The 17,220-nt window shown below is 48.7% G+C and carries 11 protein-coding genes and 1 pseudogene; 10 read left to right on the plus strand and 2 right to left on the minus strand.

Annotated elements, in window-relative coordinates; all coding sequences use genetic code 11:
- Positions 1–16 precede the first annotated feature (16 nt).
- The 4 genes and pseudogenes from recN to K7I13_RS14700 all read left to right on the plus strand — a co-directional run bounded on the left by recN (position 17) and on the right by K7I13_RS14700 (position 6,866).
- A pseudogene (recN, locus tag K7I13_RS14685) lies at positions 17–1,700 on the plus strand (DNA repair protein RecN).
- 135 nt (positions 1,701–1,835) lie between these two features.
- Entirely contained in the window at positions 1,836–2,645 is an 810-nt protein-coding gene (locus K7I13_RS14690) for a TP0443 family flagellar-associated protein (protein ID WP_255946841.1), read from the plus strand.
- Between the two features lie 272 nt (positions 2,646–2,917).
- Positions 2,918–4,753, plus strand: a complete 1,836-nt coding sequence (locus K7I13_RS14695; protein WP_255946842.1) for an ABC transporter ATP-binding protein — start codon at positions 2,918–2,920, stop codon at positions 4,751–4,753.
- Positions 4,746–6,866 (plus strand): ABC transporter ATP-binding protein, encoded by a 2,121-nt coding sequence (locus tag K7I13_RS14700; RefSeq protein ID WP_255946843.1) that lies wholly within the window; start codon positions 4,746–4,748, stop codon positions 6,864–6,866. The genes K7I13_RS14695 and K7I13_RS14700 overlap by 8 nt, the downstream gene beginning before the upstream one ends.
- Positions 6,867–6,921: 55 nt before the next feature.
- On the opposite strand, the gene K7I13_RS14705 is transcribed toward K7I13_RS14700, so the two are convergent.
- Complete coding sequence (locus tag K7I13_RS14705) at positions 6,922–8,148, minus strand: ATP-binding protein (RefSeq protein WP_255946844.1); 1,227 nt, start codon at positions 8,146–8,148, stop codon at positions 6,922–6,924.
- A 166-nt stretch (positions 8,149–8,314) separates the two neighbouring features.
- Here K7I13_RS14705 and K7I13_RS14710 point away from each other — a divergent pair, with 166 nt between their 5' ends.
- The 5 genes from K7I13_RS14710 (at position 8,315) to leuB (ending at position 14,965) form a co-directional block, all read left to right on the plus strand.
- On the plus strand, positions 8,315–9,856 hold the full coding sequence (locus K7I13_RS14710; RefSeq protein WP_255946846.1) for a 2-isopropylmalate synthase: 1,542 nt from the start codon (positions 8,315–8,317) through the stop codon (positions 9,854–9,856).
- Between the two features lie 211 nt (positions 9,857–10,067).
- Positions 10,068–11,681: a citramalate synthase gene (gene cimA / locus K7I13_RS14715; RefSeq protein WP_255946849.1), complete on the plus strand. Its 1,614-nt coding sequence runs from the start codon at positions 10,068–10,070 to the stop codon at positions 11,679–11,681.
- A gap of 246 nt (positions 11,682–11,927) precedes the next feature.
- Complete coding sequence (leuC, locus tag K7I13_RS14720) at positions 11,928–13,193, plus strand: 3-isopropylmalate dehydratase large subunit (protein WP_255946850.1); 1,266 nt, start codon at positions 11,928–11,930, stop codon at positions 13,191–13,193.
- 90 nt (positions 13,194–13,283) lie between these two features.
- Positions 13,284–13,778 (plus strand): 3-isopropylmalate dehydratase small subunit, encoded by a 495-nt coding sequence (leuD, locus tag K7I13_RS14725; protein WP_255946851.1) that lies wholly within the window; start codon positions 13,284–13,286, stop codon positions 13,776–13,778.
- Positions 13,779–13,876: 98 nt separating this feature from the next.
- Positions 13,877–14,965 (plus strand): 3-isopropylmalate dehydrogenase, encoded by a 1,089-nt coding sequence (gene leuB / locus K7I13_RS14730; RefSeq protein WP_255946852.1) that lies wholly within the window; start codon positions 13,877–13,879, stop codon positions 14,963–14,965.
- Between the two features lie 81 nt (positions 14,966–15,046).
- Here the strand turns inward: leuB and K7I13_RS14735 are convergent, their stop codons facing one another.
- The gene (locus tag K7I13_RS14735; protein ID WP_255946853.1) at positions 15,047–15,379 is read right to left on the minus strand and encodes a helix-turn-helix domain-containing protein; all 333 of its coding nucleotides are present in this window, start codon (positions 15,377–15,379) and stop codon (positions 15,047–15,049) included.
- 102 nt (positions 15,380–15,481) lie between these two features.
- On the opposite strand from K7I13_RS14735, the gene ilvD reads away from it, so the two are divergent.
- Positions 15,482–17,140 (plus strand): dihydroxy-acid dehydratase, encoded by a 1,659-nt coding sequence (ilvD, locus tag K7I13_RS14740; RefSeq protein ID WP_255946854.1) that lies wholly within the window; start codon positions 15,482–15,484, stop codon positions 17,138–17,140.
- Positions 17,141–17,220: the final 80 nt, after the last annotated feature.

A 17,220-nucleotide genomic window follows, 5' to 3' on the forward strand; every position in this document is an offset into this window, starting at 1 on the left:
TATTCCGGAGGCCCCAATGCTTGAGGATTTGTCGGTCAAAGATTTTGCGCTTATTGATTCCGTGTCCCTCGAATTTGAAAAAGGCTTAAATGTGCTTTCCGGAGAAACCGGGGCCGGAAAATCCATACTCATAGGCTCTTTAACCTTTCTTCTTGGAGGGAAAGCCGGGACGGACGCAATCAGAACAGGCGCTGAAGAAGCCCGTGTGTCCGGTACCGTATATCTGGATAAATCATCGGAACATGCCCTTAACTGGCTTTCCGAGTATGGTATCGAACCCGAAAATTCCAGGGTTTTGCTCCGGCGGACGCTCCGGTCTACCGGAAAAAACTCGGCCTGGATACAGGATACTCCTGTTACCCGTGCCGAACTCGCTGAATTCACCTCCTTTCTTGTGGATATTCACGGTCAGCACGATCACCAGTCCCTGTTCCGCCTGGATGAACACCGCAGATATCTTGATTCGTTCGCCGGTATTGAAAATGAAGTGGCCGGTTTTACCTTACAGTATACCGAACTGTCGGCAAAACGGAAAATCAGGGACGAGATGAACACCTCGGAAAAGGAACGTGAACGGAAAAAGGAAATTCTCGAATTCGCGGTTGAGGAAATAGGTGCTGCGGCCCTTACTGCAAACGAAGAAGAAGAACTTTCTTCCGAGGAACAGCGCCTTTCCCAGTATGAAAAACTGTATTCATGTATGGACCAGATAACCGAATCTCTCTCAGGTCCGGCGGGATCGGTTCCCCTCCTGAAAAAAACGCGGAATATTCTTGAAACGGCGGCGGGCATCGATAATTCCCTTTCGCCCTATCTTGGCCGCATTGAAAACGCCTTTTATGAACTCGATGATGTGGCTGAATCGCTCAGAGTATACCAGGAATCCCTGACCTATGACCCTGCGCGTCTGGAACAAATAGAAAGCAGACTGGCCCTTATTTTTAAATTGAAAAAAAAATACGGTTCCTCCGTATCTGAAATTCTCGCTTATGCGGAAGACGCGGAATTCCAGCTCAGGCAGCTGAACGACTGGAACAGCAACCATGAGCAGATCAATGCTGAAATAGCTCAGCTTGAAAAAAATCTGTACCGTGCGGGCGCCGAATTGTCCGAAAAGAGAAAAAAGCCTGCGGAATCCTTGAAAAAAAGTTGAAACAATTCTGAAAAGCCTCGGAATGCAGGGAACGGTTTTCAGGGTACAGCAGACACTGCGCGAGGGAAATGATACAATGCAACGGTCGGGACCCTATGGCTTTGATAATATAGAATTCATGATAAGTGCAAACCCCGGCGAACCCCTCAAACCTCTTGCGAAAGTGGCCTCAGGAGGAGAGCTTTCCCGCATTATGCTTGCCCTGAAAACGGTCCTCGCCGATGCTGACGAGGCCGGAACCCTGATTTTTGATGAAATCGACGCCGGAATAGGAGGCGAGGTCGCCCTTGCCGTGGGCAATCATCTGAAGGAATTATCAAAAAGAAAACAGATTTTGTGTATTACACATCTTGCAAGTATAGCGGTTCGTGCCGATAATCAGATTAAGATAGAGAAATATACCGATAACCAGAAAACAATTACCCGCGCATACCCGGTAACCGGAAAGAAAAGGGCGGAAGAAGTTGCAAGAATGCTTGCCGGCGACGTAATAAGCGACACATCAATCCGGCACGCGGAGGAGATGCTTGCAAAATATACAACCTGATATACACCTTTAATATAAGTTTCTGATATAAAGAATAGGCTGATTTTTTATATCAGAAACACTTATAACCGGAAATAGTCAAATAATTTAAATTATTTGACTATAGTATCACAGTTGTGATGTATGGGAGAAGTTATGGCTAAACTGACAGAGGAAAAACGCAAGGTCTATAACGAGCAAATCGCCAGTTATCAGCAGCAAATTGACGCCCTGCTGATAAGTGAAAAAAATATGCTTATGCTCCTTGAAAAGGATTCCTCGGGCGCCGCCTATAAAAAACTCATACTCACCGATGATATGCTGTATCTCTCCACCCTGTATCTTGCCAAACATTCCGTTTCCGTTTCAATACTGGGAATAAAAAATGAAGACGCCCTGAATGACGCCCGGAAAACCCTGTATAAGGCAGTTATTTACCTTGAAGAAGTTGTGTCAAATTATATTGATGTTCCGTATTCCGATTATGCGGATAAGGTGGACGAAATAAAAAACCTGCCGGAATCAAAACGGTATTATCTGATACGCAAACTGGGCCTTGCGATCCGGCTTGTTACGGACGCATACGGAGACAATACAAAGTGGCGCTGGACCTTTGTGGAGCTTGAAGCGCGGTTTGCGACAGTAGCAAAAAACATTCTCGATCTGAAAACAGCCTCAAAGGACGGGCTTGACCCCCATTCACCTGATTATGATGATACGGTTTACCATTTGCGGCTTGTGAAAAGACTTCTGCAGCAGGCTGCAGACCGTTACAGGGAGAAATACGAGTTATCAACCGGCCGCATTGATGATTTCAGGCTGGGCATAAACTATCTGCTTGCCCTGCGCCGTATTCATCTTATACTGAACGAGAGGGCCGAGGCTGATGAAGCCAAGCGGAAGGCCGAAATCTGGCAGGAAAAAATGGAAAAGGACCATAAAAAGACGGAATCCCGGAAAAAATAGATGGACCCGGAGCCTGTTTCCAGCATTCTTTAATTAAAAATCAACATTGATATAAAACAGACATAAGAGTATATTATAGTAGCGGTGATATTGCGTATATACTCCTTTAAGTTAAGTTTCTGATGTAAAGAATTATCTAGTTCTTTATATCCGAAACACTTACAATCGGAAATAGTCAAATAATTTAAGATTATTTGACTATACGTTGCAGTAAAAAATGAGTATGCAGAAAAAAGTATGTCAATAAACGGATTTACTGTAAGGACGATGTAATGCAAAAAGCATCCATAAAAGAATTTCGGACACTGGGTCCGTACCTGAAACGGTATACCGGCCAATATCTGGTCGGTTTCTTCTTTCTTGTTCTGGTCGATATCTGTCAGATATTTATCCCGCAGTGCATCCGGCGGGCTGTTGATTTGATTTCCTCGGGAACCTTCGATCTGAAATCCATCTACATGCTCAGCGGCGCAATTGTGGTCCTTGCGCTTGTTATTTCCGGCGGCCGGTTTTTATGGCGCTATTTTATACACGGATCCGCCCGCCGCATTGAAACGGAAATACGCGACAAACTTTTTGCCCATATGCTGACGCTGTCCTACGATTTTTACCAGAAGAACAAAATAGGCGATCTCATGGCCAGGGCCACCAATGATCTGAATGCCGTGCGGATGGCAATCGGAATGGGTCTGGTTTCATTTATAGACGGAACTGTTATGGCCGCCGCGGTATTGGTTATCATTTTTATCCAGAACCCCCAGACCGCAGCCTTTGCCGTTCTTCCGCTGCCCCTGATAACTATTTTAATCATGCTTTTCGGCGGCGCTGTCGGCCGGCGTTTTTTCCGCGTTCAGGAAACCTATTCGGCCATGAGCGATACGGTTCAGGAAACCTTTGCCGGAATACGGGTTATAAAATCCTTTGTTAAGGAATGGTGGTTTATAAAAAAATTCGCGGATACAAACGAAGATTACAAACAGGCGAACATGGTCCTGGTACGTATTTTCGGGGTATTTTTTCCGCTTATATCTTTTTTGTCCGGGCTGACCACAATTATCATACTCCTGGTCGGCGGTTCAAAAGTTATAGAAGGGACCATGAGCGCGGGCGATCTTGCGGCCTTCTTTATGTATATGCAAATGCTCATTTGGCCCATGCTGGGAATCGGTTTTACCATTAATATGATGCAGCGCGGCGCCGTAAGCCTCGCGCGCATTAATGCGATTTTCAATGAAAAACCGTCAATTGCCTCTCCGGAATTTCCGGTAAACCCGGAAACCGTGCCCCTGTCATCCGCTGACCCGGCCATACAGGTCACTAAAATGGATTTCACCTATAAAACGGAAGCTGAGGACGGCAAAGTTCCCGAGCAGGTCCTTCGTGATGTTAATGCCTGTATCCGGAACGGAATGATTGTCGGAGTTCTTGGAAAAACCGGCTCCGGAAAATCAACGTTTTTGAAAACCCTGATGAGGATGATTGATCCTCCGTCCGGTACTGTATTTGTCAAAAACATAGATGTGCGTGACTGGGACCTTGCCGAGCTAAGAAAACAATACGGCGTTACGCCCCAGGACACCTATCTGTTCTCTGATTCAATAAAAAACAACATAGCCTATGGCATAGAAAACTCCGGCGAAGAAAATGACGCCGTTCTCCTGGAAGCCGCGGAGCTTTCCGCAATCGCAGGAGATCTGAAAGAATTCACCAATGGCTGGGACACCGTAGTAGGGGAGCGCGGGCTTACATTATCCGGGGGACAGAAACAGCGGGTCGCAATTGCCAGGGCTCTCGCGCGGGACCCGGAAATCCTGGTGCTTGATGACGCCCTGTCCGCAGTTGACGCGGAAACGGAGCGCCGTATTCTTGACAATCTCATGGAAAAGCGGAAAGGCCGGACAACCATTATTGTGTCTCACCGGGTTTCAACGCTGCAGAATACCGATTATGTGATTGTGCTGGAAAACGGCAGGATTTCCGAAAGCGGAACGCCCGGACAGCTTATGATCCATAAGGGCTTTTTTGCGCGCATGGCCCAGCTCCAGCGGCTTGAAGGTCCGGATGGTACTGCGGAATTCGGCGGAGACCCGGAGGAAATTAATGGCTGAATATTTTGAAGTCGAAGATGTGGTAAAAGAATATGACAGCCGCATTTTCAAACGCATACTTTCATACGTGAAGCCTTACCGGGCCCTTACAGTGGCGGCTATTCTCGCGCTGGCACTTTCAACTGTGGGCGAACTTCTGATGCCGGTAATGATACAGCGGATTATTGATACCGTCATAATGGCAAAATATACGGCGGTCAATATGGTCGCGTTTAACAGTAACAAAAAGACGCTGTCACCGGAAGCGATTTTAGCGGTGGAACATTTCCGGGACGCTGACGATTCGGAGATGATAGGCGACCGGCTGTTTTTTCCGCAGGGAAATAAAAGCGCGATGACAAAAAAAACGGAGACCGAGTTAACCGCCGCCCATATAGTCGACGGTGACGATTGGTATCTGTTTTCCTATGAAAAGGAATCCGCCGTGCGGGACCTGGTTTTGAGCCGCCAGGATATATTTTCCTGTTCGTCCTGTACCAGCGCTATCCATCTGGATGATTTGTACACACTCAGCCCGGCTGAGGTCAGGCTTGTCCGGGGCGGAGATCTGTCCTTTATATGGTATGCGGTGATTTTCTTTTTCATAATCCTGTCCATCGTATTTCTTGCGACCTTTGTACAGACATGGACAACCTCGCTTATCGGACAGCGGGTTATGGAAGATATACGCCTCGCCCTTTTCAAAAAAACAGCGGGACAGTCTACCGATTTTCTGTCGAGGCACCCTGTGGGCCGTATTGTTACCAGACTGACCGGTGATGTTGAAACAATAAATGAATTTTTTACCTCGGTGCTTGTGGCCTTTTTAAAGGACTTATCGATAATGATCGGGGTCCTTATCACCATCTTCTTTATTTCCCCGAAGCTCGCGCTGGTCACGGTTATAACCCTTCCTCCGGTATTTATTACCGCCGCGATCAGCAGAATAAAAGCCAGGGACGCCTTCAGAAGGCAGCGGACTGCTTCCTCCCGGGTTAACTCATACCTGTCTGAACGCCTTTCCGGAGTGCAGGTGGTACAGCTTTTCGGACAGGAAAAAAAGAGCTCCGCCCAGTTCGGTGAACGCAATACTGAACTTTTGAACGCGAACCTGAGCGAAATGTATGTTTTTTCCACGTTCCGCCCGATTATAGATTTTTTTGCCAATCTCACCATTGCCATTGTTATTGCGGTGGGAAGTTCCCTTGCCTTTAATATTTCCCTTTCCATCGGCGTTCTGATCGCCTTTATCGGGCTGGTCCAAATGTTCTACAATCCGGTACAGGATATAGCTGAAAAGTATACTCTGCTCCAGTCGGCCATGGCCGGGGGCGAGCGTGTTTTCAAGCTGCTCGATACCGAAGAATCCATACCTGATACAGGAACCCGTGAAATAAAGGAAATGCTCCGCGGGCATATCACCTTTAAGGATGTCCGTTTTTCATATAACAAGGGAGAAGAAATTCTCAAAGGTCTCAGTTTTACCGTGAACCCGGGAGAAATGGTTGCCATTGTCGGTTATACCGGCGCCGGAAAAACCACTATAATAAATGTACTCTCGCGGTTATGGGATATTGACTCGGGTGAAATACTCCTGGACGGCATCCCCATACAGGACATTCCCCTCGATGAGGTCAGGCGTTCAATCCTGCCCGTGCTTCAGGATGTGTTTCTCTTTTCCGGCACGGTTGCCGACAACATCAAGCTTGGACTTTCCCTCTCCGATGAGGAGGTTGAAAAAGCGGCCCGGGCTGTTCACGCCCATGAATTCATATCCCGGCTTCCCGAAGGATATAATACCATCCTGTCCGAAGGGGCCACAAACATTTCCTCGGGCCAGAGACAGCTTATCAGTTTTGCGCGGGTTATAGCCCATAATCCTTCTATCGTTATTCTTGACGAAGCCACAAGCTCCATCGATACCGAAACCGAGCACCTCATTCAGCTCGGTATCCAGGAAGTACTGTCCGGCCGGACTTCCATTGTTATCGCGCACCGCCTGTCCACCATCAAACATGCCGACCGTATTCTGGTGTTGTCCGGTGGCTCTCTTGTGGAAGAAGGGAACCATCAGGAACTCATTGAAAAGAACGGACTCTACGCGAAACTCTACCGGCTGCAGTATGAGGAATAGGACTGCGTTATAGTATTACGCCTGGCTCTCCTGACAGCCCGGAGAGCGTCCTGTGTTACGCTCCCGTTTCCTTCCGGCCCAGCAGAAAGTCCCTGACAAGGACCTGCCGTATGCCGTCTTCAATTCCCGTTTCACCGGTGCTGTTAATGCAGTATTTGGGCCAGGCGTCCCTGACGGCAAGCAGGGCCCTTTTTTTCCGTTCTATTGCCGCGGCCCCCGGACTTCCTCCTGTGACTTGAATATAAACCTTCCTGCCGTCCCGTCCGCAGATAAAACTGATATCCTCCCGAAGGTTGCGTCCGCAGTCGGTCCTCCCCCGCTGTATGTCCCAGCCGTCTTCCAGCAGTTTGAGAAAAACCAGATTTTCAATTGTCTGGTCCGCGCTTTTTAATGACCGGGTTTTTACAAAGGCGTTCCTGAGTCCGGTATCACCAAAATACCAGACCATGCCCGACGAAAGGAGTTTTCCGGCGTTAATATCAAAAACAGGCACCGGGGCCAACAGTCCAGCCTTTTTACAGTGGCTGAGATAGTCAAGCGCGGCCTGGGGTGAAATTGTTATGTGGTCCGCGGCCAGGGCTTCCCTGATCTGGCGGGCGCTTAAAACTTCTCCGGAAGAACGGGCCGCCAGCTCAAGAAGCGCGCGGATATGGCCGGGATTTCTTATATTTTTCCGTTCGATTATTTCAGTCAAAATAAAGGAATCGGCAAGGAATGTTCTGAAATGTCCTGCTTCGGGCGATCCGGGCGGAAGGGCGTTATTCTCCGGCAGCCCTCCGCATTCGCCGTAATGCTCAAGAGAAGCGTGCGAATCCGGGATTTCATGCAGTTCAAGGAATTCCTGATATGAAAACGGAAGCAGATGGAGCAGGGCGGGCGAGGACTGTTCCGCGGCGGTTATGCCGTCAGCCATCTCGTCCGTTTCTTCAGCCGCGGTCAGTACAATGGTTACGGCATAGCTGCGGTGGATTTCCCGGACCGCGTCCGCTATATCTCCGATCCGGTCCGCGTTATCAATGAGCAGGGCGGAAGGACCGCTTCCCAGTTCCCTTGCTTTTGCAATGAGGTCCTTCCCCGTCCTGATATTCTCTCCGTCGGAAACCTGCACCACACGGAACGGCGGTCGGCCGCTGTCTTCCTGTGGTTTTTTCAGTTCCCGGGCCAGCTCGCCGAGAAATACGGACTTGCCGGAACCGTGCATTCCGGTTACGACAATGGTCCTGTGGCTGTCTTTCAGACTGAGTATCCGTTTCAGATACTTTTTTCTCTGAATATGCTTCATATTATCCATTATAACAGACAATATAAAGAAAATAAAGTAATTGTCTTGTATAAAAGACAAAAATTGACAAAATTAAGCCAAATAATGGTTTTTCTTTATTATGATTTATGTTTTAATACCCTTGTTCACATTAAAAGGAAGTACAGGACTTCCGAAGGAGTAACTAATGGCAAGACGGATTAAAATTTTCGACACAACATTGCGCGACGGCGAACAGTCGCCGGGCTGCAGCATGAATCTGAAAGACAAACTTGATGTTGCGGAAAGTCTTGCGCTTCTCGGGGTTGATATAATTGAAGCCGGTTTCGCGATTTGCAGTCCCGGCGATTTTCAGTCCGTACAGGCGATTTCCCGTCAGGTCAGGGGCGTAACTGTCGCTTCCCTTGCCCGTGCAACGGAAAAGGATATTGACGCCGCCTGGGACGCTGTCCGCGACGCGGAAAACCCCAGAATCCATATTTTTCTGGCGACCAGTCCCATTCATATGGAATATAAGCTGAAGAAGACTCCTGATCAGGTGTTTGAAATCGCCAAAACCATGGCAGCTTACGCCAGGAACAAGTGCGGCGACATTGAATTTTCGCTTGAAGACGCATCCCGCTCCGATCCGGCCTTTATGTACCGGATTATCGAGGCCGTTATAAACGCCGGAGCTTCTACCATTAATATTCCCGATACGGTCGGTTATGCCGAACCCGAGGAATTCGCAGGAATCATCAGGGGCATAAAGGAAAATGTCCCGAACATTGACAGGGCTGTTATTTCAGTCCATTGCCATAATGATCTCGGTCTGGCTGTGGCGAACAGTCTTGCCGCGGTTCGGGCTGGGGCCGATCAGGTTGAATGTACGATTAACGGTTTGGGCGAGCGGGCGGGGAATACCTCCCTTGAGGAAGTTGTCATGAACCTGCATACGCGGAAGGATTACTTTGACGTCGTCACCGGAATTGACACGACAAAGATTTACCAGACTTCAAAAAAGGTTTCCAAGGCGACCGGGGTCAGGTGCCAGCCGAACAAGGCTGTTGTCGGCGAAAATGCCTTTGCCCATGAGTCGGGGATCCACCAGCATGGTGTTCTCGCGAACCGGGCCACTTATGAAATCATGACTCCTGAATCCATCGGTCTGCCCCATAACAAGATGGTCCTCGGCAAGCATTCAGGCAGGCACGCCCTTGAGGAGCGGCTGTCCTATCTCGGTTATCAGGTTTCGGAAGATCAGCTTAACAGGATCTTTACCGATTTCAAGGACCTGGCTGACAAGAAAAAAACGGTTTCGGACCGGGACATTGAGGCCCTTGTTTCGGGCGCCCACGGAGGAATCCCTGAGTATTACAAGCTTGACCGCTTTGTCATTAATTCAGGTTCTTCGATTACCTCCACAGCTATTGTCCGGCTTAAGGTAAAGGACGGTTCTCTTGTGGAAAAGGTAGCCATCGGTGACGGCCCTATTGACGCCTCCCTCAACGCGGTGGATAAGATAATAGGCGGCTCGGAAATCAAACTGGAAGACTTTTCCCTTCAGATTGTCGATGCCGTTGATACCGGGGCCGACGCTCAGGGCGAGACCTATATGCGGATAACCCGGGACGGGCGGACCTGGAACGGAAACGGGGTTTCGACCGATGTGGTCGAGTCCGGAATCAAGGCTTATCTGTCGGCAATAAACGCGATGACTTACGAGCTGGAAGGAGCCGAAAAGATATAATTTTTTTCCTGGTTTATCTGTGTAGTCAAATAATCTCGCATTATTTGACTATTTCCGATTATAAGTGTTTCTGATATAAAGAATTAGTTAATTCTTTGTATCAGAAACTTACATTAAAGGAGTATACTTTTTTTTGAAGTATGCGTAAACTCAGAAGTGCCGGTGTCCGCCGGGCTGCTGCGGCGCCGGACAGAAATATGCGGAGAAGTGCATGACTAAAACAGACAGTGACAGTTTTCTACAAAAAGTCCATATATTCGATTCCACCCTTCGTGACGGGGCGCAGGGTGAGGGCATAAGTTTTTCAGTCCAGGATAAAATCCATATTGTGCAGGCCCTTGATGAACTGGGCGTCGCCTTTATCGAGGCGGGAAATCCCGGTTCAAACCCGAAAGACCTCGAGTTTTTCGGCGAGCTGAAAAAACTCAATCTGAAGTATTCAAAAATTGTTGCCTTCGGGTCGACCCGCCGCAAGGACATTTCCGCGCAGGACGACGCCAATCTGCGCAGCCTTCTGGTCGCGGAAACCGAATATGTGGCTATTTTCGGCAAAACCTGGGACTTCCATGTTACTGAAATTCTCCGGGCACCCCTGGAAGAAAATATTGCCATGATATATGACACCATGCAGTTTCTTGCCGGCCAGGGCCGGAAGATTGTGTATGACGCCGAGCATTTTTTTGACGGTTACAAGGCGAATCCGGAATACGCAATGAAAACCCTGAAGGCCGCGGTTGACGGCGGCGCGTCGATACTGGTCCTTTGTGATACGAACGGCGGGACCCTCCCCGATACCGTGGAGGAACTGACCGCTCTTGTAAAAAAGGAATTCGGCATTCCGGTGGGTATCCACTGCCACAATGACGCAGGGCTGGCTGTAGCGAATTCCCTGTTTGCGGTAAAGGGCGGGGCCAGCCAGGTCCAGGGGACCCTTCTCGGGTTCGGCGAGCGTACCGGAAACGCGAATCTGTCGACAATTATCCCTAATCTTGAACTGAAAATGCATATGCCCTGCCTTCCTGAGGGAAAACTTGCTCTGCTTACTCCTATTTCCCTTCGCGTTTCTGAAATTGCCAATATTACGCCCGAAGGCGGCATGCCCTTTGTCGGCAGCAATGCCTTTGCCCATAAGGCCGGTATGCATATTGACGCGGTGACTAAAAATCCCACTGCCTATGAACATATTACGCCTGATTCTGTCGGAAACGAGAGGACCTTCCTTATGAGCGAGGTCGCGGGCAGGTCCATGATAATTGAAAAAATACGGAAGTTTGATCACAGCATAAAAAAAGACAGCCCGGTCGCTTCCCAGATAGTGACAAGGGTAAAGGAACTTGAACATCAGGGATATCAGTTTGAAGGTGCCGAGGGCAGTTTCGAACTTCTGGTGCGGAAAAATATGGGAAAATACAAACCCTTCTTTGATCTGCATTATTACAAGGTTATAGGCGAGCAGCCGGTTGACGGAAATGAAAATACCGCTTTTGCCCAGATAAAAATCGAGGTCGAAAGCGAAATGTCCATTACAGCCGGGGAAGGCGACGGTCCGGTTCATGCCCTTGATATTGCCCTGCGTCATGGTCTGGAACGCTTTTATCCCGCAGTCCGCCATATCCGGCTGACCGACTTTAAGGTCCGCGTTCTGGACTCCAAGAGCGCCACGGCCGCCAAGGTAAGAGTATTGATTGAATCCACAGACGGAGAAGCTGTCTGGTCCACGGTCGGGGTTTCAGCCGACCTTATTGAGGCCTCCTGGCTTGCCCTGGTTGATTCATTTGAATACAAACTTATCAGCGATATGGAAAAGAGGCTCGGACACAGCTGATTAAGCATGACTTAATCAGCGTTTCCCATGGACACAGCTGATTTCCGCCGATCATCCTTTCCGGGCAGAAGTTTGCAGTTTATTGTAAATTATGCGTGAAAAAACGGTCCGGCACTTTACACTGATACTATTTCAGTAGTATTATTTTTATAAATACTGCATTGTATTTAACTATAATTAAAACGCCAGTTTGGCACATTCGGCAGGCCGGAAAACAGCGGCTCTGCCTGAATTCGGAGGAAAGTTATGGGAATGACAATGACCCAGAAAATTCTGGCCGCCCATGCGGGGCTTGAATCCGTGGAGGCGGGACAGCTTATTGATGCTAAGCTTGATCTTGTGCTTGGAAATGATGTGACCACTCCGGTCGCAATTACCGAATTCAATAAAATCGGGTGCGGGACGGTTTTTGACAGGACAAAAATCGCTATTGTCCCGGATCACTTTACCCCGAATAAGGATATTAAGGCCGCCGAACAGGCGAAAATTGTCCGGGAGTTTGCCAGGCAGCATGATATTGAAAACTACTTTGAAGTAGGCTGTATGGGAATCGAACACGCCCTTCTCCCGGAAAAGGGGCTGGTAATAGCTGGAGATGTGGTGATAGGCGCAGACAGCCATACCTGCACCTATGGCGCTCTCGGTGCATTTTCCACCGGAGTCGGTTCGACCGATATGGCGGCCGGCATGGCTTCGGGCACGGCCTGGTTTAAGGTGCCTTCCGCAATAAAATTCGTCCTGAAAAACAAGCTCTCCGGCTGGGCAAGCGGAAAGGATGTTATTCTTCATATTATAGGTATGATAGGGGTTGACGGGGCTCTGTACCAGTCAATGGAATTTACCGGCGAAGGCGTATCTTCCATAGACATGGACGGCCGTTTTACGATCGCGAATATGGCAATTGAGGCCGGGGCAAAGAACGGGATTTTCCCGGTTGATGAACAGACCCTTGCATATATAAAAGAACACAGCGCCCGTACTCCAAAAATTTATGAAGCTGATCCCGATGCTGTTTACGAGCGGGTTATTGAAATTGATCTCGCAAAAATCGAACCCACAATTGCCTTTCCCCATCTGCCTTCAAATACAAAGACAATAGGAGAAGCAAAGGGCCTTAAAATTGACCAGGTTGTTATAGGCTCCTGCACCAACGGACGGATTGAAGATCTCCGTATTGCGGCAAAAATACTCAAGGGCAGAAAGGTTTCCAGAGATGTGCGCTGTATTATTTTCCCTGCCACACAGAAAATTTATCTGCAGGCGGTAAGGGAAGGCCTCGCCGAGGTTTTTGTGGAAGCGGGCGTTGCTTTTTCAACTCCAACCTGCGGTCCCTGTCTCGGCGGACATATGGGTATTCTCGCGAAGGGAGAACGGGCTCTTGCAACCACAAACCGGAATTTTGTCGGCCGCATGGGCCATCCTGAAAGCGAGGTATATCTTTCAAACCCGGCAGTGGCGGCGGCGAGTGCGGTAACCGGCGTCATTACGGACCCTGCGGAATTATTGGCATAAATCCGTCGGAATTACTTGCGTAAATCCGGCATAATTCCGGACTGTTCCTGAAAAACCGGAACATGATTTTAATTTTATGAGGTTTTATAAATGAAAGCAAAAGGAACTGTTTTTAAATACGGAGACAATGTGGATACGGATGTTATTATTCCTGCTCGCTATCTTAACACTTCCGATCCGAAGGAACTGGCTTCCCATTGTATGGAAGATATAGATAAGGAATTTGTCGGCAGGGTAAAACCGGGAGATATTATTGTGGCTGATAAAAATTTCGGCTGCGGCTCAAGCCGTGAACACGCACCCCTGGCAATTAAAACGGCCGGCGTCTCGTGTGTTATTGCGTCTACCTTTGCCCGCATTTTTTACCGGAACGCAATCAATATAGGTCTTCCGATCCTTGAATGTCCTGAGGCTGTGGAAGGAATCAGCCAGGGCGATACTGTTGAAGTCGATTTTGACAGCGGTGTTATTACAAACATGACAACCGGTAAAACATTTAAGGCCCAGCCCTTTCCTCCCTTTATGCAGGAAATAATCAAGGCGGACGGTCTCATAAACCAGGTAAGGGCAAAAATCTGCGGATAAGAATTTCAGAAAAAATTAATGATTTCCGATTGTACGTGTTTCTGATGTAAAGCATTAACTGATTCTTTGCATCAGAAACTTACATTAAAGGAGTAGATATGAAATACAATATTGCACTGATTCCCGGAGACGGTATCGGGCCTGATATAGTCCGGGAAGCCTGCCGGGCTCTGGATGCTGTCGGGCTGCGTTTCGGACACGCTTTCGTATACACGGAAGTCCTTGCCGGAGGCGCCGCCATTGATTCGACCGGCCATCCTTTGCCCGAAGAAACGCTGGAAACCTGTAAAAAGGCGGACGCCGTTCTGCTGGGCGCTGTCGGCGGCCCGAAATGGGACACCCTGCCCGGATCGCTTCGTCCTGAAAAAGCCCTGCTCGGACTCCGGGGCGGAATGCAGGTATATGCGAATCTCCGCCCCGCTCTTATGCTCAAACAGCTGGCCGACGCCTGTCCGCTTAAACCGGAAGTTATAGGCGACGGCCTTGATATTCTGATAATCCGGGAACTGACCGGCGGTATTTATTTCGGCGACAGGGGCCGCAGCGACGACAACCGTTCCGCGTGGGATACCGAAGCCTATTCCTGGGATGAAATTGCGCGTATTATCAAAATAGGCTTTGAATCCGCGCTGAAAAGAAAAAAACGCCTCTGCGTTGTTGATAAGGCAAATATTCTTGAAACCAGCCGCTTGTGGCGCGAGGTTGCCGAATCAATGAAACATAATTATCCTGAAGTTGTTTTATCATATATGTATGTGGATAATGCCGCCATGCAGCTTGTCCGCAATCCCGGGCAATTTGATGTTATTGCGACCAGCAATATGTTCGGAGATATTCTTTCTGATGAAGCAAGCCAGATAACCGGCTCAATCGGCATGCTTGCGTCCGCCTCCCTCGGTGACAGCGGCCCCGGGCTGTATGAGCCTATACACGGGTCCGCTCCCGATATCGCCGGACAGGATAAGGCAAATCCGCTTGCGACAATACTGTCCTGCGCAATGATGCTGAGATATTCATTTAACCTTGAAAAAGAAGCATGGACAATTGAACGGGCTGTTGAAAGGGTCCTTGACGACGGCTGGCGAACCGGCGATATAGCGGGAACATCGGTCGGCAGTCTTGGAGATAAACTTGTCGGAACTACAAAGATGGGAGATCTGATTGTTGATGCAATCGGAAAAGTATGAGTAAAATACCCTGCCGCAGAGCAGGGCAGACCTTCGGTCTGAGGGATTAAACCCTCGCCCCGAATAAACCGGAAGAAAAGATTATTCGGGCTTTTCTTTCCGGTATTTTGCAATGATCTCGTCAAGTTCGAAAATAAGATTTGACTTTTCGGCCAGAGCCAAATATACGGAATTTGAATCAAGAAGGTCGTTTGTCAAAAAGAACTCAAAGGGATATGCGTGCAGTTCCTTGCACAAAATAGTCAGAGTTTGCGGAGAAATCCATTTTTTCCCATTCTCAATGTTGTTTATGAAGGTATGAGACAGGTCGGTCCTGGATGAAAGTTCAAGCTGTGAAATCCGGTGTTTTTTTCGCAGTCTGCGCAGATTTTCTCCAAAGATATGAAGAATATCGTAATTTTTGTTTTGATTCATGATGCCTATTAAACTATTGGTGTAATAACACTGCAAATATCCTGAAGAGTAAAATATATTGTACTATTAGTATAGTGTGCGTGCAAATACGTGGAGGTTTCTATGAAGAGCGAAAAAATAAAGAAAGGAATGGAACGGGCTCCTCACCGGTCCCTGTTCCGGGCAATGGGGTATACTGATGAAGAACTGGGCCGGCCGATAATCGGTGTTGTAAATGCGTATAATGAAATTATTCCGGGCCATATTCATTTGAATGAGATTACCGAAGCCGTAAAAGCCGGAATACGTATGGCAGGCGGAACTCCCATGGAATTTCCTTCGATTGGTGTCTGCGACGGTATCGCCATGGGCCATGAAGGGATGAAATACTCTCTTCCCACCCGGGAACTTATTGCTGACTCCATTGAATGCGTTGCGACCGCGCATGCCTTTGACGGCCTCGTGATGATTCCCAATTGTGATAAAGTCGTTCCCGGTATGCTTATGGCTGCCGGACGTCTTGATCTGCCGGTCGTTTTTATTTCAGGCGGTCCCATGTTTGCCGGTAACTACAACGGCAAGCGTCTGTCACTGACAAATATGTTCGAGGCTGTGGGCGCTGTTTCCGCGGGAAAACTCACTGAAGCGGAACTCGAGGAAATGGCTTCCGCCGCCTGTCCCGGTTGCGGGTCCTGCTCGGGAATGTTTACGGCCAATTCCATGAACTGTGTTACTGAGGTCCTTGGCCTCGGTTTGCCGGGCAACGGTACGATTCCCGCTGCCTTCGGCGACCGGACTGCCCTGGCAAAAAAAGCCGGAATGGCCGTTATGGAAATGGTAAACAAAAAAATAACCGCCCGCCAGATGCTTACGGAAAAGTCCTTTGAAAATGCCCTTGTAGCGGATATGGCCCTCGGATGCAGCTCAAATACTATCCTGCATCTTCCGGCAATTGCCCATGAGGTCGGCATTACTATCAATCTGAAATCGGTTAATGAAATCTCTGAACGGACGCCCAATCTTTGCCGTCTCGCGCCGGCCGGAGAAAGTTTTATAGAAGATTTATATGCGGCTGGAGGAATTCAGGCTGTTCTTGCGGAATTGAATAAGAAAAAGCTCCTTCATACTGACCTTATTACGGTTACCGGTAAAACAATAGGTGAAAATATCCGGGACGCCCGGAATAAGAATCCGGAAGTGATCCGCCCAATAGACAATCCGTATTCGCCGAACGGGGGAATCGCGATTTTGTTCGGGAACCTTGCGCCGAATGGCTGTGTTGTAAAACGTTCCGCCTGTGCTCCTGAGTTAATGCAGCATTCCGGACCCGCGAGGGTTTTTGATTCGGAAGAAGATAGTTTTTCGGCGGTTCAGGCCGGAAAGATTGCCGCAGGTGATGTCATTATTATCCGTTATGAAGGCCCTCGCGGCGGTCCCGGGATGCGGGAAATGCTTTCGGTCACTGCGGCCCTTGCAGGCCGGGGACTTGATAAGCAGGTCGCTCTTATTACTGACGGACGGTTTTCCGGCGCTACCAGAGGTGCGTCAATCGGCCACTGTTCCCCGGAAGCGGCTGTAGGCGGAAACATAGCGCTTGTAGAAGAAGGGGATACTATTACAATTGATATTCCCTCCTATTCCGTAACTCTTGAAGTTCCTGAAGATGAACTGGCCAAACGGCGGGCTAAATGGGTAAAACCTGCGCCGAAGGTAACCCATGGATACCTTGCCCGTTATGCCAGAATGGTAAGCAGCGCCGATCAGGGAGCAATTCTGATTTAGGTCAATGCTGATTAAATCCCGATGACTTAGTCAGCGTTGTTCCGGTCAGATAAAACGTGATAAAATCGTATATAAAGGGT

The organism is Brucepastera parasyntrophica, assembly GCF_022376835.1.
GTDB lineage: Bacteria > Spirochaetota > Spirochaetia > Treponematales > Treponemataceae > Brucepastera > Brucepastera parasyntrophica.